The 18,898-nt window shown below is 57.4% G+C and carries 15 protein-coding genes; 11 read left to right on the plus strand and 4 right to left on the minus strand.

Annotated features, from left to right (window positions below; genetic code table 11):
• Window positions 1-96 precede the first annotated feature (96 nt).
• The 3 genes from U5K34_RS09515 (at window position 97) to U5K34_RS09525 (ending at window position 3,636) form a co-directional block, all read left to right on the plus strand.
• On the plus strand, window positions 97-1,260 hold the full coding sequence (locus tag U5K34_RS09515; RefSeq protein WP_322568159.1) for an MFS transporter: 1,164 nt from the start codon (window positions 97-99) through the stop codon (window positions 1,258-1,260).
• 61 nt (window positions 1,261-1,321) lie between these two features.
• A complete protein-coding gene (locus U5K34_RS09520; protein WP_322568160.1) occupies window positions 1,322-2,686 on the plus strand; it encodes an FAD-dependent oxidoreductase in 1,365 nt (454 codons plus the stop codon).
• Between the two features lie 209 nt (window positions 2,687-2,895).
• Window positions 2,896-3,636, plus strand: coding sequence for a DUF3050 domain-containing protein (locus U5K34_RS09525; RefSeq protein ID WP_322568161.1), 741 nt, complete (start codon window positions 2,896-2,898; stop codon window positions 3,634-3,636).
• Here the strand turns inward: U5K34_RS09525 and U5K34_RS09530 are convergent.
• Together U5K34_RS09530 and U5K34_RS09535 are read right to left on the minus strand one after the other, a co-directional pair.
• Complete coding sequence (locus U5K34_RS09530) at window positions 3,627-3,971, minus strand: BON domain-containing protein (protein WP_322568162.1); 345 nt, start codon at window positions 3,969-3,971, stop codon at window positions 3,627-3,629. The two genes, U5K34_RS09525 and U5K34_RS09530, sit on opposite strands and share 10 nt — an antisense overlap.
• A gap of 35 nt (window positions 3,972-4,006) precedes the next feature.
• Entirely contained in the window at window positions 4,007-4,891 is an 885-nt protein-coding gene (locus U5K34_RS09535) for a LysR family transcriptional regulator (protein ID WP_322568163.1), read from the minus strand.
• A gap of 94 nt (window positions 4,892-4,985) precedes the next feature.
• On the opposite strand from U5K34_RS09535, the gene leuC reads away from it, so the two are divergent.
• From leuC to truA, 8 genes are all read left to right on the plus strand, one after another.
• On the plus strand, window positions 4,986-6,392 hold the full coding sequence (gene leuC, locus U5K34_RS09540) for a 3-isopropylmalate dehydratase large subunit (RefSeq protein ID WP_322568164.1): 1,407 nt from the start codon (window positions 4,986-4,988) through the stop codon (window positions 6,390-6,392).
• Window positions 6,393-6,489: 97 nt separating this feature from the next.
• Complete coding sequence (leuD, locus tag U5K34_RS09545; RefSeq protein WP_322568165.1) at window positions 6,490-7,131, plus strand: 3-isopropylmalate dehydratase small subunit; 642 nt, start codon at window positions 6,490-6,492, stop codon at window positions 7,129-7,131.
• A gap of 297 nt (window positions 7,132-7,428) precedes the next feature.
• Complete coding sequence (gene leuB, locus U5K34_RS09550) at window positions 7,429-8,505, plus strand: 3-isopropylmalate dehydrogenase (protein ID WP_322568166.1); 1,077 nt, start codon at window positions 7,429-7,431, stop codon at window positions 8,503-8,505.
• Window positions 8,506-8,651: 146 nt separating this feature from the next.
• A complete protein-coding gene (gene asd / locus U5K34_RS09555) occupies window positions 8,652-9,764 on the plus strand; it encodes an aspartate-semialdehyde dehydrogenase (RefSeq protein WP_322568167.1) in 1,113 nt (370 codons plus the stop codon).
• Window positions 9,765-9,986: 222 nt separating this feature from the next.
• Window positions 9,987-11,009 (plus strand): aspartate-semialdehyde dehydrogenase, encoded by a 1,023-nt coding sequence (locus tag U5K34_RS09560; RefSeq protein ID WP_322568168.1) that lies wholly within the window; start codon window positions 9,987-9,989, stop codon window positions 11,007-11,009.
• Between the two features lie 124 nt (window positions 11,010-11,133).
• Window positions 11,134-14,364: a FimV/HubP family polar landmark protein gene (locus tag U5K34_RS09565; RefSeq protein ID WP_322568169.1), complete on the plus strand. Its 3,231-nt coding sequence runs from the start codon at window positions 11,134-11,136 to the stop codon at window positions 14,362-14,364.
• A gap of 4 nt (window positions 14,365-14,368) precedes the next feature.
• The gene (locus tag U5K34_RS09570; protein WP_322568170.1) at window positions 14,369-15,058 is read left to right on the plus strand and encodes a hypothetical protein; all 690 of its coding nucleotides are present in this window, start codon (window positions 14,369-14,371) and stop codon (window positions 15,056-15,058) included.
• 14 nt (window positions 15,059-15,072) lie between these two features.
• Window positions 15,073-15,867: a tRNA pseudouridine(38-40) synthase TruA gene (gene truA / locus U5K34_RS09575; protein WP_322568171.1), complete on the plus strand. Its 795-nt coding sequence runs from the start codon at window positions 15,073-15,075 to the stop codon at window positions 15,865-15,867.
• Window positions 15,868-16,467: 600 nt separating this feature from the next.
• On the opposite strand, the gene U5K34_RS09580 is transcribed toward truA, so the two are convergent.
• Window positions 16,468-17,262 carry a hypothetical protein gene (locus tag U5K34_RS09580; RefSeq protein ID WP_322568172.1) on the minus strand — a complete coding sequence of 265 codons (795 nt, stop codon included), beginning with the start codon at window positions 17,260-17,262 and terminating at the stop codon, window positions 16,468-16,470.
• Window positions 17,259-18,698, minus strand: coding sequence for a sensor domain-containing diguanylate cyclase (locus U5K34_RS09585; protein ID WP_322568173.1), 1,440 nt, complete (start codon window positions 18,696-18,698; stop codon window positions 17,259-17,261). The genes U5K34_RS09580 and U5K34_RS09585 overlap by 4 nt, the downstream gene beginning before the upstream one ends.
• Between the last annotated feature and the right edge of the window lie 200 nt (window positions 18,699-18,898).

Genomic DNA, 18,898 nt, shown 5'->3' on the forward strand with positions numbered 1-18,898 from the left:
CATTCAGTGTGCTCAGTGGGTGATCTCCAGCTCATGCCTGTTGAAGTTGTCGGCCGGTTTGATGTGCCATTCTGAACAATGGATCGAGGTTTGAACGTGTCGTCCAAAGCGCCGTACTGGCGGTTATCCGCGTTTTACCTGTTTTATTTCGCCAGTCTCGGTGCGCTGGTGCCGTACTGGGGACTCTATCTCAAGTCGCAGGGCTTTGATGCGCGCGCCATTGGCATATTGATGGCGATTATCATGGCAACCAAAATTGTTTCGCCCAATATCTGGGGCTGGATTGCCGATCATACCGGCAAGCGCATGAGCATTGTTCAGCTTGGCAGCCTGCTCGCGGCATTAACGTTCACCGGGGTTTATCTGGCCTCGGGGTTCTGGTGGCTCGCACTGGTGATGGCGATGTTTAGTTTTTTCTGGAATGCGGCCTTGCCACAGTTTGAGGCCACGACCTTCAGTCATCTGGCCGGACAGACTCATCGTTACAGCTCTATTCGTCTCTGGGGTTCGGTCGGATTCATTCTCTCTGTCTGGAGCGTCGGTTATGCGCTGGAGGGACAGGCGATTCAGTGGCTGCCGCATGTACTGTTGTTTCTATTTGCCGCGATCTGGCTTAGCAGTATCGCGGTGCCCGAGGAAGCCGCCGGGCATATGCCACTGGATCACCAGCCTCTGCGCCAGGTCCTGGGGAAACCGGCTGTAGTCGGTCTGCTGGTGACCTGCTTTTTGATGCAGGCCAGCCACGGTCCGTATTACACCTTTTACTCCATATATATGGAAGAGATGGGCTACGGACTGAGTAAGATTGGGGTTCTCTGGGCACTGGCTGTGCTGGCGGAAGTCGGTGCTTTTATGGTCATGCATCGCCTGATGCCGCGTTACGGGGCGCGCCATTTGTTAATTCTGGCGCTGATCCTGACGACGCTGCGCTGGATACTGATCGCCCTGTTTCCGCAATGGACATCTATCATGATCTTTGCCCAGTTGTTACATGCAGCCAGTTATGGCGTATACCATGCGGCGGCGATTCACCTGATTCACCAGTTTTTTATCGGTCGGCATCAGGGAAAGGGACAGGCGCTGTACAGCAGCCTGAGTTTCGGTGCCGGCGGGGCAGTAGGCAGTCTCTACAGTGGCTATTTGTATGATTTGGCGGGGCCGCTGATGATGTACAGTATTGCCGCGGGACTAAGCCTGGCAGGCATGCTGGTGGTCTACCGGTTTGTGTATCCACCGGATAACGAGGCAGGGGCGGGATAAAAAAACCGCGCCTTTGGCCGATAAATCAACAGGCGTTGCCAAAAAACCGATATCAGAAGGTATGATCAGCACGATGTTAACCCAGGCGAGAATTCATGACGGGCCAATCCATGATGTGCTCATTATTGGCGGTGGCATTTCCGGTGCTGCACTGTTGTTTGAACTGGCCCGTTATACGGATCTTCGTGAACTGTGCCTGCTGGAAAAGCGTGACAGCATCGCCGATCTCAATTCACATGGTCGCAATAACAGCCAGACCCTGCATTGCGGTGATATCGAAACCAATTACAGTCTGGAGAAAGCGGTCCAGGTCAAGGCCACTGCCGCCATGGTGGTCAATTACTGCCAGCAGGTCCCGGAGCGCGACAGCCTGATTTTCAAGTACCCGAAGATGGTACTGGGTGTGGGTGCCAGCGAATGTCACGAGCTGCGCGAACGGTATGAACGTTTTCGAGATTATTTTCCCGGCATGCAATTGCTGGAGCGGGAGCAGATTGCCCAGATCGAACCCCGTGTGGCCATCGATCGCGAGCAGGAGATTGTGGCGTTGGCCGTGCTCGATGAATATACCGCGGTGGACTTTCATGCCCTGGCCAACAGTTTTATTCACCAGGCTCGTCAGGAGCGTAACAAACAGGTGGATGTGCATCTGTCAACGTATGTGCAGTCGATCCACAAAACGGATGACCATTATGAAATCGTGACCAGCCGGGGAACCTACCGGGCCCGCTTTGTGGTTGTCTCCGCCGGTGCCCACAGTCTGCTTTATGCCCAGAAGCTGGGCTATGGGCTGAATTATTCCTGCTTACCAATGGCGGGCAGTTTTTATTACACGCCCGGGGTGCTCAACGGCAAGGTCTATACCGTGCAGAAAAAGAACCTGCCCTTCGCCGCGATTCACGGCGATCCCGATGTGCTGGTGCCGAATAAAACCCGTTTTGGTCCTACTGCTCTGGTGTTACCGATGCTGGAGCGCTATAACCTGCGCACGGTGGGTGAGTTTCTGCGGGTATTTCGTCCCGACTGGCGCGTGCTGAAGGTCTTCTGGGATCTGTTTCGGGTGAGCGAAATTCGCAATTACATGTTCAAGAACATGCTGTTTGAAATCCCGTTTATCCGCCGGCTGTTGTTCCTGCGCGATGCCCGCAAGATCGTGCCGGATCTGACACTCAAGGAGCTGGAGTTTGCCAAAGGTATCGGGGGGATTCGCCCCATTATGATCGACAAACTGAATCGTCAGCTGCATCTGGGTGAGGTGAAGATTAATCCGGGCAACGGGATCATTTTCAATATGACACCGTCCCCGGGCGCCACCAGTTGCCTGGGTAATGCGCAAAAGGATATGCAGATTATTGCCGATTACCTGGATTGTCAGATCGACAAGGAACGGTTCGAATCCGAACTGCTCTCGAGTCAATCCGAATAGCATAGCCATCAATCGTGCTACTTTGACCCTTGAGGCGGGTGAAAAGGTTTCTCACTCGTACACCTTTAAAACTAATGGGATCCAGTTTCAGAAAAACCATCCGGTGGTTGTTTTGCAACAAATGATTGCGGACAATAGCCCGCTCTTGCAGAGCCTGAATGGCTCATCAGTGCTTACGAAAAAATATATCCCTTCAGGTTGCAGAGTATATGAAATCCGCGGTTGATATGACGTTACAGCTGGAGCAACTTCAGCATTCGCTTTGTGAACATCCTCTTTATCAGGTTCTGGACGATCCCCGGGCTGTTCCGATTTTCATGCAGTATCATGTTTTTGCCGTATGGGACTTTATGTCCCTGCTCAAGGCATTGCAACGCGGGCTGACGTGCCTGGAGGTTCCCTGGCAACCCGTGAACACCTCCAAAGAATTGGTGCGGTTTGTTAACGAGATCGTGCTGGGCGAGGAGAGCGATCTGGATCAGGATGGAAACGCCTGCGATCACTTCACACTGTATCTGCGAGCAATGGCCGAGCTGGGCGTGGATCAGAGCGCGGTTCGGCAGTTTCTGCGTGATTTTGATCATCAGGTGATTCCGCCCGGTGCACGGGAATTTGTCCAAATGAATCTGGAGCTGGCCGACAGTGGTGAATTGCACCGCATTGCTTCGGCGTTTTTCTTCGGCCGGGAAAAACTGATACCGGAGATGTTCGACAAAATTCTCAATGGCCTGGGCGAGCGCAAACAGGAGTGCCCGACCCTGGTCTATTATCTGGAACGGCACATCGAGCTGGACGGGGAAGAGCATTCCCATCTGGCGCAAAAGTGCCTGGACGTGCTCTGCGCCGACGACTCATGCCGGCTTGAGGAAGCCTACGAAACCGCGGCGCTGAGTCTGGAACAGCGTCGCCGGCTCTGGGATGCGGCACTCGATCAGTATCGTCAATCCTGACCGAGCGTCAGCCGGGCATTGACCTGTTTAACGCCGGGCGTGCTGTCGCACAGGCGGATGATCCGTTTGCGAACCGCGTCGTTGGCAACCTGCCCCTGTAGCGTCACCACGCCCCGTTCGGTACTCACCCGGATGTGACTGGCATTGATTGTCGGATCGTTAATCAGCCGGGAGCGAATCGCCGCGCTGATACTGGCGTCGGAATGGCTGGCACCGTTGTCATTGAAACCGTAATCGCCACTGTCACGGGCGGCGCCGCTGGCGGCCAGTGTTCCGCAGGCCGTGATCTGGCTGAGCAATCCGAATAAGAGTAAAAGTATCAATGCGTGGCGCACGATCGGTACCGGTGGGTGATTGGCCTGTGTCCAGTTTAACCCGGTTTGGCGCTCTGTTGCAGGCAGTCGAGCATCGCGCTGGCGGCGTTACTCAAGGTTCGGCCCGCGTGCCAGACCACACCCAGCTCGCGGGCCAGCTGTAATTTCGGCAAGAGCAAACAGGCCAGCTCTTCATCCAGCAGTGTTTGCGGCAGTACACTCCAGCCCAGACCGATGCCGACCATCATCTTGATCGTTTCCAGGTTATTGGTCGCCAGTTTGACCTGCAGGGGCTCCGGGGTCTGCCAATCGGCAAACGCCTGTTCCACCAGCGTGCGGGTGAAGGTGTCGCGCATGGGCAAAATGGCCGGCCACGCCAGTAGCGTTTTCGAGGTCAGTGATTTTTCGCGGGTCAGGGGATGCTCCGGGCTGATGACGATATGCAACGGGTCGTGCCAGATGGCCTGGAATTTCAATTCCGCCGGCGGGGTGAGTGGCAGAGTCACCACGCCCAGCTCACTGTCGCCGTGCAATACCGCCTGACAGGCCTGTTCCGATTCCATAAACTGCAGGTCCAGTTCCACCTGCGGATAATCGCCGCTATAACGGCGCAACACCGGGGGCAGGCGATGCAGGCCGATATGGTGACTGGTTACCATACTCAATTGCCCGCCCACCTGATCGGAGAGATTGCGAATGCTGCGGCGCGTGTCTTCCAGCTCCAGCAGAATATTCCGGGCCCGGGGCAGCAGGGCGTGACCGGTCTCGGTCAGTTGCACCTGGTGGCCGATGCGGTCGAACAGGGGATTGCCCAGCTCCGCCTCCAGCGCGGCGATGCGCTTGCTGACAGCCGGCTGGGTGAGAAACAGCTGACCGGCAGCCCGGGAGAACGAGTGCTGTTCGGCGACGGCTACAAAGGCCTGAAGGTTGGCAAAGTCCATGAATAAAAGTTATCTATAATATGAAAATAATGAATTTGGGTAATAGTAGTTTGCAGGTTAAACTTTGTCCAATCCGGACACAGGAACAGGAACGATGAGCGCCAGAACCTTATACGATAAATTGTGGGATCGGCATGTGGTGCGCGATAACGGTGATGGTACCGCGCTGCTCTATATCGATCGGCACCTGATTCACGAGGTGACCTCGCCCCAGGCCTTCGAGGGCCTGCGCCTGGCCAACCGCCAGCCCTGGCGGGTCGGTGCCAATCTGGCCACGCCCGATCACAACGTGCCGACCACCGATCGCCGTGGGGGCATTGCCGATCCGGTCTCGCGCCTGCAGGTGGAGACCCTGGATCAGAATTGCCAGACCTACCACATTACCGAATTTGCCATGGCCGATCCGCGCCAGGGCATCGTGCACGTGATCGGTCCGGAGCAGGGCGCGACCCTGCCGGGGATGACCGTGGTCTGCGGCGACAGCCATACCTCCACCCACGGTGCCTTCGGCGCGCTGGCCTTTGGCATTGGCACCTCCGAGGTGGAGCACGTGCTGGCGACCCAGACGCTGGGCCAGCAAAAATCAAAAACCCTGCTGATCAGCGTCGATGGCAAGGCGCCGGCCGGGGTGACCGCCAAGGATATCGTGCTGGCGGTGATTGGCCGGATCGGCACCGCCGGCGGGACCGGTTACGCCATCGAATTCGGCGGCGAGGCGATCCGCGATCTCTCTATCGAAGGGCGTATGACCCTGTGCAATATGGCCATCGAGGCCGGCGCCCGGGCCGGCATGGTGGCGGTGGATGACAAGACCATCGACTATGTCAAAGACCGGCCCTTCGCGCCCAAAGCTGAACTGTGGGAACAGGCGGTGGCTGACTGGCAGGATCTGCACAGCGACCCCGATGCCGAATTCGACAAGGTCGTGCATCTGGATGCGACCACCCTGCAACCGCAGGTTACCTGGGGCACTTCGCCGGAGATGGTGGTCGGCGTGAATGAGACGGTCCCGATGCCGGCGTCATTTCCCGAACCGGTCAAACAGGAGGGCGCCAAAGCCGCACTCAAGTACATGGGTCTGGAAGGCGGTATCCCGATCAGCGACATTCGTCTGGACAAGATCTTCATCGGCTCCTGCACCAATTCGCGTATTGAAGATCTGCGCGCCGCCGCCGCCGTGGTCGACGGCCACAAGGTGGCGGATAACATCACGCTGGCGATGGTGGTACCCGGCTCCGGACTGGTCAAACAGCAGGCCGAGAACGAAGGGCTGGATAAAATCTTCCTCGAGGCGGGCTTCGAATGGCGCGAGCCGGGCTGTTCCATGTGCCTGGCGATGAACGCCGACCGACTGGAGCCGGGCGAGCGTTGCGCCTCGACCTCGAACCGCAACTTCGAAGGCCGCCAGGGGCAGGGCGGACGCACCCACCTGGTCAGCCCCGCGATGGCCGCCGCTGCCGCCATCGCCGGCCACTTTGTCGATGTTAGAGAATTGACGTAACCAACGCAGAGCACGCAGAGTCGCGGAGGCGCGGAGAAATAAATTGATTTTCCTCTGCGCCTCCGCGACCTCCGCGTTATTTTGCAGGATATGAACTATGGAAAAATTTGAGACGTTAACCGCGATTGCAGCACCGCTGGATCGATCCAATGTCGATACCGATGCGATCATTCCCAAGCAGTTTCTCAAGTCGATCAAGCGCACCGGCTTTGGACCGAATCTGTTCGACGAGTGGCGTTATCTGGATCACGGCGAGCCGGGCAAGGACAACAGTCACCGGCCGATCAACCCGGACTTCGTGCTCAACCAGCCGCGTTACCAGGGCGCGCAGATTTTACTGGCGCGGGATAATTTCGGTTGCGGCTCCAGTCGCGAGCATGCGCCCTGGGCCTTGCTCGATTACGGCTTTCGGGTGATTATTGCGCCCAGCTTCGCCGATATTTTTTATAACAACTGTTTTAAAAACGGTATCCTGCCCATCGTGCTGGATGGCGATACGGTGGATCGGTTGTTCAAGGCCACCGAAGCGCAGGAAGGCTATCAACTGAGCGTGGATCTCGAGCAGCAACAGATCCGCACGCCCGACGGCGAGGTGATTCCCTTCGAGATCGACGCCTATCGCAAACAGCGTCTGCTTGAAGGCCTGGATGATATCGGCCTGACCCTGCAGCATGCCGAGGAAATCCGCGCCTACGAGGAACAGCAACGCCAACAAAGACCCTGGTTGTTCAGTCAGTAAGCATTGTCTCTGGGAAGCAACGCAGAGGTCGCAGAGGCGCAGAGGAAAAATCAATCAATTATTTCTCCGCGGCTCTGCGACTCCGCGTCCTCTGCGTTAAATCGACGAATTTGAAAGAGGAACAGAAATGTCAATAACGTCCGTGGCTGTTTCTTTAATTAGTTGATGCTCTGGGAAGCAACACGGAGGTCGCAGAGACGCAAAGACGCAGAGGAAAACATTATTGTCATTCTCCGCGGCTCTGCGACTCCGCGTCCTCTGCGTTAAATAAACTGAATTTGAAAAGAGAAAGAACTTATGACGAAAAAGATTCTGGTACTCCCCGGCGACGGGATCGGGCAGGAGATCGTGGCCGAGGCGGTGAAGGTGTTGAATGCCCTGCGCCAGGACGGCCTCAATATTGAACTGGAGGAGGCGCTGGTCGGGGGCACGGCCTATGACGAGCACGGCACGCCGCTGCCCGCCGAAACCCTGAACCTGGCCAAAGAGGCCGATGCGATCCTGCTGGGCGCGGTCGGCGGCTATAAATGGGAGTCGCTGGAGATCGCGGTGCGCCCGGAAAAAGGCCTGCTGGGGTTGCGCTCGGAACTGGAACTGTTTGCCAATCTGCGCCCGGCCATTCTCTATCCGCAGCTGGCCGACGCCTCGACATTGAAGCCGGAAGTGGTGTCCGGGCTGGATATCATGATCGTGCGCGAGCTGACCGGCGGCATTTACTTTGGCCAGCCGCGCGGCATTCGCATCCGCGAGGACGGCCAGCGCGAAGGTTACAACACCCTGGTCTACAGCGAGTCGGAGATCGAGCGCATCGCCCGGGTCGCCTTCGATATCGCGCGCAAGCGCAACCACAAGGTCTGCTCGGTCGACAAGGCCAACGTCCTTGAATGCACCGAGCTGTGGCGGGAAGTGACCACCACGGTCGGCAAGGAGTACGATGATGTGGAACTGAGCCATATGTACGTGGATAACGCCGCCATGCAACTGGTGCGCGCGCCCAAGCAGTTCGACGTCATGGTCACCACCAACATGTTCGGCGATATTCTCTCCGATGCGGCCGCCATGCTCACAGGCTCCATCGGCATGCTGCCCTCGGCCTCGCTGGACGCCTACGGCAAGGGCATGTACGAGCCGATCCACGGCTCGGCCCCGGACATCGCCGGGCAGAACGTGGCCAATCCGCTAGCCACGATCCTTTCCGTGGCGATGATGCTGCGTTACTCCCTGGACGAGTCGGCCATGGCTGATCGGGTCGAGCAAGCGGTCAATACCGTGCTGGATCAGGGATTGCGCACGGCGGATATCTATCAGGATGGCATGCAGAAAGTCGGCACTTCCGAGATGGGGGATGCGGTGGTTGCTGCGCTCCAAGAATAAAAGGGCCGAGGGACGAGTTACGAGGGACGAGGAAAAACAGAATGAATTGGAATTTCATCCGCCTCGTCACTCGTTCCTCGTACCTCGGCCCTGTTCAGGGTTACAATGGTTACATACAACAGCAAAGTTTGGATTGAGGTGGAGCAATGAAACGCACAGGTCTGGTAGGTTGGCGCGGTATGGTGGGGTCGGTCCTCATGCAACGCATGCGCGAGGAAAACGATTTCGATCAGATCGAGCCGGTGTTCTTTTCCACCTCGCAGACCGGTCAGCCGGGTCCCGACATCGGCAAGGACGTACCACCGTTAAAAGACGCCAATGACATCGATGAGCTCAAGCAGATGGAGGTCATCATCTCCTGTCAGGGCGGCGACTATACCGAGAAAGTCTATCCGGCACTGCGCAAGGCAGGGTGGGACGGTTACTGGATCGACGCGGCCTCCACCCTGCGTATGCAGGACGACAGCATCATCGTACTGGACCCGGTCAACAAATCCGTCATCGAGGCCGGACTGGACAAGGGGATCAAAACTTACGTGGGCGGCAACTGTACCGTCAGCCTGATGCTGATGGCCATCGGCGGTCTGCTCGACCGGAACCTGGTCGAATGGATTTCGCCCATGACCTATCAGGCCGCCTCCGGCTCCGGTGCGCAGCACATGCGCGAGCTGATCCGGCAGATGGGTGCCATCAACGAGTCGGTCAGGGAACTCAACGCCGATCCGGCCACCGCCATCCTGGATATCGATCGCCAGGTGGCCGAGTTCATTCGCAGCAAGGACTACCCGGTCGACCAGTGGGGCGTACCCCTGGCCGGCAGCCTGATCCCGTGGATCGACAAGCCGCTCGACAGCGGCCAGACCAAGGAAGAGTGGAAGGCCGAGGTCGAGTCCAACAAGATCCTCGGGCGCAGCGACCGGCCAATCCCGATCGACGGCATCTGCGTGCGCATCGGCGCCATGCGCTGTCACAGCCAGGCGCTGACCATCAAACTGAACAAGGATGTGCCGCTGGATGAAATCAGCGACATCCTGGCGCAGGCCAACGACTGGGTGAAAGTCATTCCCAACGACAAGGAAGCCAGCATGGCCGAGCTGAGTCCGGCCAGTGTCACCGGCAAGATGCACGTGCCGGTCGGGCGCCTGCGTAAACTGAGCATGGGCAACGATTACCTGTCCGCCTTCACCGTCGGCGACCAGCTGCTGTGGGGCGCCGCTGAACCCCTGCGCCGCATGCTGCGCATCCTGCTCGACCATTAACGTACTGGTCGTTGGTTCAGTGGAATTAACGCAAAGGACGCAGAGGCGCAAAGAACGCGGAGTAAAGGACTTTATGAATAAATTGATAAAGTTCCGCTCCATACATTAACTCAATATACATAGGGCAAGTCCTGTCACAGTCAACTTTAAAAATCTTTGCGTCCTCCGCGCCTTTGCGCCCTTTGCGTTATTTACAGCGGCTTTGAAAAATGGAATCACTCGATGAGTAAGAACGTGGATATCGCGATTGTCGGGGTCACCGGCGCGGTGGGCGAGGTGATGCTGGAGATTCTCGAGCAGCGGGATTTTCCGGTCGGGACGATCTATCCGCTGGCCAGCGCCAGCTCGGCCGGTAAGCGGGTGGAATTTCGCGGCAAGTCGCTGGTGGTCAGGGATCTGGCGGAGTTCGATTTCTCCCGGGTACAACTGGCGTTGTTTTGTGCCACCGAGGCGGTGGCGGCCGAGCATGCGCCCCGTGCGGCGGCGGCCGGTTGCGTGGTGATCGATACCAGCGCGCGGTTTCGTAGTGATGCGTCGGTGCCGCTGGTGGTACCGGAAGTCAATCCGCAGGCCATCGCCGGTTACACGGCGCATAACCTGATTGCCAGCCCCGACGCCCTGGCGATTCAGTTATGGATGGCACTCAAGCCGCTCTACGATACCGTGGGGATTACCCGGCTCAATGTGGCGACTTACCAGGCGGTCTCCGGCAGCGGCAAGGCCGGGGTCAAGGAACTGGCCGGGCAGACCGCTAACCTGTTGAATGCCCGACCGCTCGAGCACCAGGTGTATGATCGGCAGATTGCCTTCAATGCCCTGGCGCAGGTCGAGCCGCTGGAAGATAACGGTTATACGCGGGCCGAGATGAATCTGGTGCGGGAAAGTCGCAAAATTCTGGGCGATGAAAACCTGCCGATTAATCCGACCGCGGTCAGGATTCCGGTATTTTACGGCCATGGGATGGCCGTGCATCTGGAGACCCGGGATAAGCTCGGTGCGGGGCAGGCGCGGGCCTTGCTGCAGCAGACCCCCGGCGTCACGGTCATGGATGCCTTGCGGGACGACGGTTATCCGAGTGCGGTGAGCGACGCGGCCAATGAAAATGCCGTGCTGGTCGGCCGGATTCGGGAAGATATCTCCCATCCGCAGGGACTGGATCTGTGGATCGTGAGCGATAATGTGCGCAAAGGGGCGGCATTAAATAGTGTTCAAATTGCAGAAATTTTGGTAAAAGACTATTTATAAGCTATAGTTACTGCATACTCATAAAGAATCTTCAAAAAAACCGGAATAAGTTGTTGATATACAAGAATAAAAAGGTTGCCGCCAGTTTGAGGGGAGCGGGAGCATGACAGACTGGAGAATTTCTATGTTGCGAAAGTGGGTTGTGGGCCTGGCTTCGGCGTGCCTGATCCTGGTGCCGTTGACCGCTCAGGCGTTGGGGTTTGGCAATATCAAGCTCAATTCGGCACTCAATGAACCGCTCGACGCCCGGATCGAACTGATCTCGCCGACCGATTCTGATATCGATTCCCTGAACGTTAAACTGGCCTCCGAAGGCGCTTTCACCCGCGCCGGTATCGACCGTCCCCATTTCCTCAACGGCCTGCAGTTTGAAGTCGTCGAACAGGGCGGTGAGAACTATATTCAGATTGATTCCCGCGAATCGATTCGCGAGCCGTTTGTCAATTTCCTGCTGGAGTTCAGCTGGGACAACGGGCGGATGCTGCGCGAATACACCATGCTGCTGGACCCGCCCGGCCGCGTCACCCGCGAGCCGGCGCCGGCCATGGCCGAGACCCCGGTGACCGAGGAACCGGCGGATACCATTGAGCGTTACGAGCCGCAACCCTACAGCCCTGAACCCGCTGCGCCGGCCGAAGAACCGTCGCCCATGCCGGAGGAACCGGCACCGGAACCCGAACCCGCCGCCGATGCGCCGGCCATGGCGGAAGAAGCGGATGAACCGGAAGTGATCGAGGTCGGGCCGGCCACCGAGGAGGTCCCCGCAGACGAACAGGCGGCCTGGCAAACCAGCGACGCCTTCATTGATGACGGCTCTCTGTTCCCGCGTATCGATATCAGTGGTTATCGCAGCGATGATATCGAACTGGGCGAACTCGATTACGGTGTGACCAAAGACGGTGACAACGCCTGGACTATCGCCGAGAAACTGCAGAGCAGTGCCGAGTCGGCCAGTATTTACCAGATTATGATGGCGTTGCTGCAAAGCAATCCCGATGCCTTTATCGATGGCAATGTCCATCGCCTCAAGAGCGGCCAGGTCCTGCGTATTGAGGACCCCTCGCTGCTGGATGCCATGAGCCGGCAACAGGCGGCCAATGAATATATGGCCCAGACCGAAAGCTGGAACGATTACCGCCAGGCCGTGGCCGAGCGGACCGGACGCCAGGCTGTCGTGGCCGAGGCCGGCGCTGAACAGGCACCGGTACGGGCACAAAACGGTGGCGAGCTGACGCTCTCCTCGCCCGATGGCGATGATCTGCAAGCCGGTGCCGGCGCCAGCGAGGACGCCGTCAGCAACGATCTGATCGCCCTGCAGGATGAGCTGCGCCAGGTTCGCGAAAACGCCGCTTCCACGCAAGAACGCAACGTCGAACTCAATCGACAGCTGCAGGAAATGGAAGAAGAACTGGCCCGGCTGCAACGTTCCGTGTCTATCAAGAATGACGAACTGGCCGCCCTGCAGCAGCAACTGGCCGAACTGAACACTGAACCGGCGCTGCCACAGACACCCGCGCCGGAAGAAACGGCCGTTGAAGAGTCTGTTGAACCGCAACTGGCGGAAGAAGCGAGCGAACCCGAACCGGCGATGACTCGCGAGCAAGCCGAGGAAGAAGCGGAAGCGGAAATAGCCCCGCAACCCGGGGCGGAAGCCGAACCGGCACCGGAATCGGTACAACCTCCTCAGGAGCCAGCCGAACCTGAAACGCCCGCTGCCGAGGAAGAACCGCAAGCGGCGAGCGTGCCACAAACCGACGAACCCAAAGGCATGGTGGAAGAGTATCTCACCATGGCCAAAGAGATCTTCAACAGTGCCGTCGGCGTGGTCGGTGGCATGATTGGCGCCTCCGGCAATTCCCTGCTGATGTATGTGGTGGCCCCGGTGCTGCTGGTGCTGGTGATCCTGATGCTGATTGTGGTGCGTCGGCGCCGCGCGGCCGAAGGTAATTATCAGGAGAGTATCCTCTCCGGTGGCCCCTCCACCGTGACCAATAGTGGCGAAGCAGGTCCCGAGTCCGGTGAGTCCTCATTCTTGAGTGACTTTGCCGTCAGTGGTGCCGGTGCGATTCAAACCGAGGACTCGGAAGTCGATCCGCTGACCGAAGCGGATGTTTTCATGGCCTATGGCCGTTACGAAGCGGCCGAAGAGCGCTTGCAGGAAGCCATCGAACAGGAACCCGGGCGCAAGGAGCTCAAACTGAAGTTGCTGGAACTGTATTCCGCCACCGGCAACAGCAATGCATTTGAAAATCTGGCCGAAGAGTTTTATGCCAGTCTCGGCGGCGAGGCCGACTCCGATCCCCAGTGGGAAAAAGTCGTGGCCATGGGCAAGGAGCTGGTGCCGAATAATCCGCTGTTCGCCGCCGGCGCGGCGGCCGCGGCAGCGGCCCCGAACCTGGGTGGCGGGGACGCCGCCACGGGCCTGTCCGACAGCCAGGTCATGGATATTGGTCTGGATACCGGGGTCTTTGAAGACAGCGATTTTGCCGGCTCCCAGCCGGGCGGTGGCGGTGACTCGGAGCTCGATTTCAATCTGGATTTCGGCACCGAAAGCGATACGCCGGCGGCGACCTCCGAAGAGAGTGCCGGGGGCATGGACTTCAATCTCGATATAGGCAGTGAACCGGTCCCGACAGAAGAGCAGGCGCAAGCCGGTTCAGAGCTTGATTTCAATCTCGACATGGGGACCGAAGCGACGCCGGAGGCCGCGTCAGAAGCTGATACCGGTGGCATGGATTTCAATCTGGATGACGATGATACCGGCGGTGGTCTCGACTTTAACCTCGGCGGGGATGAAGCGTCCGGTAATGAACTGGACTTCAACCTCAACAGTGAGGAAAGCGATACCAGAAATGATCTGGACTTCAATCTCGGCGGTGAGGAAAGCGATACCAGAAATGATCTGGAATTCAATCTCGATAGTGGCACCGGAAGCCCTGATACAGAAAGTGATCTGAGTCTGGACCTGGATAGCGATACAGAAGCCCCGGCAGCTGACGCCGGTGGCCTCGATTTCAATCTGGGCGAGGAGGACAACACCCTCTCGCTGGATACCGGCAACGAAGCGGCGCAAGGGGCCGACGAGGAACAGACCATGGCGATCGACGCCGGCGGGCTGGACTTCGGTGGTGATGAGCAGGGCGGCATGGATCTGGACCTGGATGCCTCCGATGCGGCGGATTCGGAAATGTCGCTGGGAGGCGGGGATGAAGTCGGGACCAAGCTGGATCTGGCCCGGGCGTACATCGACATGGGCGATCCCGACGGGGCCCGCAGTATCCTCGATGAAGTCCTCGACGAAGGCGATGATTCCCAGAAGCAGGAAGCTCAGCAACTGATACAACAGATTGCCTGAGTAGATGCATCCGGTTATCCGGGTAGTCAGCTTTTTACTTTTTTGTATCGCGCTGGCTCGCCCGGACCAGGAACAGTTGATTCTGGCCGGACTGCTGATGGCCGTGCTGTTCTCGCGCTGTTCGTTTGATCAGTTTACCCAATCCCTTGGCATGGTTCGTCGCCTGCGCTGGCTGTTGCTCTCCGTGGTAGTGATCTACGGCTGGTTTACCCCCGGCTTACCCATATCGTTGCCGCTGCCGGATTATCTGTTACCGACCCGCATTGGCCTGGAAACCGGTCTGTTACGCGGCATCACTCTGATCCTGATCCTGCTGGCCGCCGGTCTGCTGCTGGTGACCACCTCCCGCGCCCAGTTGATTGCCGCACTGTACTGGCTGCTGGCGCCACTACGTTATCTGGGCCTGCAACCGGAGCGGCTCGCCGTGCGCCTGAGCCTGACACTGGCCTATGTGGAACAGCAGGAAAGCCTCTGGCGTGCACCGCCGCCAGCGCCGCAGGAGCGCCTGCAGGGCCGGATTAATCGCATTGCCCGGCATCTGGGCAGTTTGCTGCCGCGTCTGTTCGAACAGGCCACCGAGCAACCCCGCCAGAGCGTCACGCTTGAACTGCCGGCGCCGCCGGGCCTGATACAATGGGGCTGGCCGGTCGCCCTGAGCGCCGGTTTTATCATCAGCGCCTTTATCGAACTGTAAATCCCGGAGACCTTGTGCGAATCGCGGCAGGCGTAGAATACGATGGCAGTGCTTTTTGCGGCTGGCAGTATCAGGATCACTCACCGAGTGTGCAGGCCGTAGTGGAAAAGGCCCTGGGCAAGGTGGCCAATCATCCCGTGCGGGTGATGTGTGCCGGGCGCACCGACACCGGTGTGCACGCGGCCGGCCAGGTGATCCATTTCGATACCGAGGCTGAACGCAACGAATTTTCCTGGGTGCGCGGCACCAACAGTAACCTGCCCGCCAGCGTACGCCTGTTATGGACTCGCGAGGTGGATGAGAGCTTTCATGCCCGCTTCAAGGCGCAATGTCGCTATTACCGCTATGTGATTTTCAACCGTGCCATCCATTCGGCCTGTTTGCACAAACGGGTCAGCTGGGAATACCGGCCGCTGGAACTGTTCCCCATGCAGCAGGCGGCTCAACATTTACTCGGCGAACACGATTTCAGTGCCTACCGGGCGGTGGCCTGCCAGGCCAAAAGTCCGGTTCGAACGCTCTATCAACTCGACATCCGGCAACAGGGATCCTTCATTATTCTGGATCTGTCGGCCAACGCCTTTTTGCATCACATGGTACGTAATATCGCCGGGGTTCTGATGCGTATCGGTGCCGGCGAAGCCGAACCTGACTGGGCCCGGCAGGTACTGGAATTACGGGATCGCACTCTCGGCGGTGTCACCGCACCGCCCGATGGACTCTACTTGACGCGGGTCGATTATCCCGCTGAGTTTAAACTTCCCGGGCAGGTCGACGCCGATCTGTGCGGCCCGTTCGATTTTTTCTGACCCGTTTGATCCAGGTCAAAGTGCCGGGGCAGGGGGGCTGGCAAGCTGTCTTCAGCTAACGGTGCATTCTCCATAGCTGATCTTTCCCGCCGACCCCCGGCGGGATTTTTTTGCGCCACTTTTCGTGTCCTATGGAAGTAACGCAGAGGGCGCAGAGACGCAAAGAACGCGGAGGGGATGTAATTATAAACCCTGGTAAACCGCCGTCTTCGGCGGAGACTCAATCAGGCTGTGCCGTTGCGGTGTGCCGCGTTGGAAAGTGGCTCCTTGGAACCGGCCAGTTTTCCAGGGAGGCGATTATGCCAGAGGTAGAGTGGTAGGCTGGACATAGCAACGCGGTGTCCGGCAATCGGAGGTGTTATCCGATAGCGCTTCGCTTTGTCGGGTCTACGACTTTATCTGAATACACTCAATAAACCGGTGATTCAATCCTCTGTTTTTTCAGTGCGGGTCGGTGTGTTCGATGATTCGCTGGTTTTGTCCATTTGGGACTTAACCACGAAGACACCAGGACACGAAGAAATCATTTGATCTTTGCGTCCTCCGCGTCTCTGCGAACTTGGCGTTATTTCCAGTAAAGTCAAAAAGTGACGCCCTGGCTCAAAGGCGCAGCACGATCAGTGCCTGCAGGACATTGTCCTCGGTTTGTTTATCGCCCAGCTTGTTGTGCCAGTATTGCCATTCGACGCCGACAAACAGGCGATCGGGGCTATTCCCTGTTGCATGGCCCAGATCATAGCGAAATTGGGGCTGTAGCAAAATCCAGTCATGTACGGTCTGACCGAATTCATTATTACGCTCGGCAATGTATTCACCATGTCCCTCGATGCTGAAGCGGTGCTCACCCACAGTAAAAGGATAGGCCCAGTTGAGATCGAACAAGTAGCTGTTGTCCTCGGCCGGCGCACCGCCACCGTTTACTCCGGCACTGTCGTCAAGATAGAGGGTGAAGTCGGTATTGAAAAAAGTGAAACCCGGGATATTCCAGCTCAGACGGATGCCTGGCAGGTATTTGCGTACCCGCGCATCGCGGGAATAATTGATCCCGGCCAGCAGGCCGATATCGCTGAGCCTGCCGAAGCCGACGTTTTTATTTACCAGTTTTTCCAGACTGAAATTGACATACAGTTCGCTGTAGATGTCATCATCATTAAAATCATCGGCATGGCGATCATCCAGATAATCGGCAAACAGAAACAGATCGCCGAATTCCCGGCCACTGGCGTGTTGAAATGTGAGAATGCGGGTATCGCTACGGGCGCCGCCGGCAAATGTTGGCGCGGCAAGTGAGCCGCGCTGGTAGTGCAGTTCGTTAATCTGCCATTGTAGCGCCAGGGCACTGTCGATACTGCCTGTGCCAAGCAGGCACAGGAGAAGCGCAAGGCGAGCTGTCATGCGCGGCTCGTTTGGTTGCGTCCCTGCTTTTTGGACGTGTATAGCGCGGTATCGGCACGCTTGAGCATCTCCGCGAGGCTCTCGCCCGCCGCGTGTTCGACGATACCGATGCTGATAGTGATGTTCAGTGTTTCCTTGCCGCAACGGAAAGGGTGGTCCTGAATCGCCGTGCGAATGATTTCAGCCCGGCGTTCGGTTTCTTCCATGTCTACACCATTCATCAGCACCAGAAACTCGTCCCCGCCCCAGCGACACAGCGTATCGGAACTGCGGATGTGATCGCGGACGATCTCGGTGAAACTGCGCAAAATGGCATCACCGCAATCATGCCCCCAGGTATCATTAATGGGCTTGAAACCGTCTATATCCAGACTGAGGAGACTGACGGGGGTATTGTTACGCCGCGCGGCGGGGAGATCGTGCTCGAAAATAATTTCAAACACATGCCGATTGGCCGCCCCGGTCAGCTTGTCGGTCGAGGCCATTTCCTCGAGCCGACGTCGATAGCGGTTAAAACTGATCCAGGCGATGATCAGAACCAGGGTTGTGATCATTAAAGCGATGACAATATTGGCCAGCATGGCGCCGAGAATTCGCGAGTCAGTATCCGATTGCGCCTGTTCCACGATCAGATACCAGTTCATCTCCGGCACCAGACGGCTGTTGACATAAACCGTTTTGCCATTGGCGCGCTCGTAACTGATCGAGGTGCTGGGATTGGACAGTATACGGGGAAATATCCGTTCCATGCCGGAGCGTTCCTGAATCCGGTCAGGTCCCTCATAATGGCTACCGCGTACCGTCACTTGGCCTTCCCGGTCGATGAAATAGATCTCACGGTTGTAGCGTTGCTGGTAACTCTCGATCAGATCCGCGACTTGCGTGACAGAGAGCCCGATACCGGTCGTGCCGATGAAATTGCCATTGAAGTCGATAACCCGGTAGTTGATGAAAATGTTCAGCCGACTGCGATCCGCCGTATCAAAATCGAGATTGATTTCGTAAGGATCGTTCATATTGCGTACCCGGAAGTACCACTGATCGCCGGCGTCGTCTTCGGACAGGGTCTTGAGAATACCATTCGGATGGTAATAGCGGCGTGTGCGTTCGGAAACGTAAAATGCGGTGGTGGTTTCGTAACGTTTCTGTATTTCCTCAAGGTAACGAATGATTGGTTCGGATTTTTCCTCTTTCGCCAGCGCCCAGTCGCGCACGAAGGTATCGTGCGCCATCAAAGAGGAAATCAGAATCGAACGCAACAGATCGCGTTCGATCTCCGAATAAATGTTATCACTGGTCAGTGGCAGGCTCTCTTCGGCGATCTGATCACGCAGTGAATCGTGCGTGATCAGATAACTGATGATGCTGGTACCCAGAAAGGCGATAAGCAGCAGCGCGGCCAGTGCGATAGTGAAATAGGATTTTTTGTACTGCAAAGGACGAAAGCCTGATTGATGTTATCGGGTATGCAAGGAAGTTCCGCATCGAAGCCGCAAAGTATATACAGCGTGGTAATCGGCTGTCTAATTGGATAACTTTAGGGGATTCTGAATATCCAATTAAAAGCCTGTAACGAATGAAGATGAATTCCTCGCTAACTGAGTACCCCGGTATCTGAGTGTTAACCGTATTTAAA

Origin of the sequence: Thiohalophilus sp., assembly GCF_034521165.1 — a bacterium.
Lineage (GTDB): Bacteria > Pseudomonadota > Gammaproteobacteria > UBA6429 > Thiohalophilaceae > Thiohalophilus.

What these genes read in the sequence shown, in the direction of transcription:
- U5K34_RS09560 (WP_322568168.1), top strand. Translation starts at nt 9,987, where the DNA reads ATGAGTAAGAACGTGGATATCGCGATTGTCGGGGTCACCGGCGCGGTG.
- U5K34_RS09535 (WP_322568163.1), bottom strand. Translation starts at nt 4,891, where the DNA reads ATGGACTTTGCCAACCTTCAGGCCTTTGTAGCCGTCGCCGAACAGCAC.
- U5K34_RS09525 (WP_322568161.1), top strand. Translation starts at nt 2,896, where the DNA reads ATGAAATCCGCGGTTGATATGACGTTACAGCTGGAGCAACTTCAGCAT.
- U5K34_RS09565 (WP_322568169.1), top strand. Translation starts at nt 11,134, where the DNA reads ATGTTGCGAAAGTGGGTTGTGGGCCTGGCTTCGGCGTGCCTGATCCTG.
- U5K34_RS09520 (WP_322568160.1), top strand. Translation starts at nt 1,322, where the DNA reads ATGATCAGCACGATGTTAACCCAGGCGAGAATTCATGACGGGCCAATC.
- leuC (WP_322568164.1), top strand. Translation starts at nt 4,986, where the DNA reads ATGAGCGCCAGAACCTTATACGATAAATTGTGGGATCGGCATGTGGTG.
- U5K34_RS09570 (WP_322568170.1), top strand. Translation starts at nt 14,369, where the DNA reads ATGCATCCGGTTATCCGGGTAGTCAGCTTTTTACTTTTTTGTATCGCG.
- leuD (WP_322568165.1), top strand. Translation starts at nt 6,490, where the DNA reads ATGGAAAAATTTGAGACGTTAACCGCGATTGCAGCACCGCTGGATCGA.
- leuB (WP_322568166.1), top strand. Translation starts at nt 7,429, where the DNA reads ATGACGAAAAAGATTCTGGTACTCCCCGGCGACGGGATCGGGCAGGAG.
- U5K34_RS09580 (WP_322568172.1), bottom strand. Translation starts at nt 17,262, where the DNA reads ATGACAGCTCGCCTTGCGCTTCTCCTGTGCCTGCTTGGCACAGGCAGT.
- asd (WP_322568167.1), top strand. Translation starts at nt 8,652, where the DNA reads ATGAAACGCACAGGTCTGGTAGGTTGGCGCGGTATGGTGGGGTCGGTC.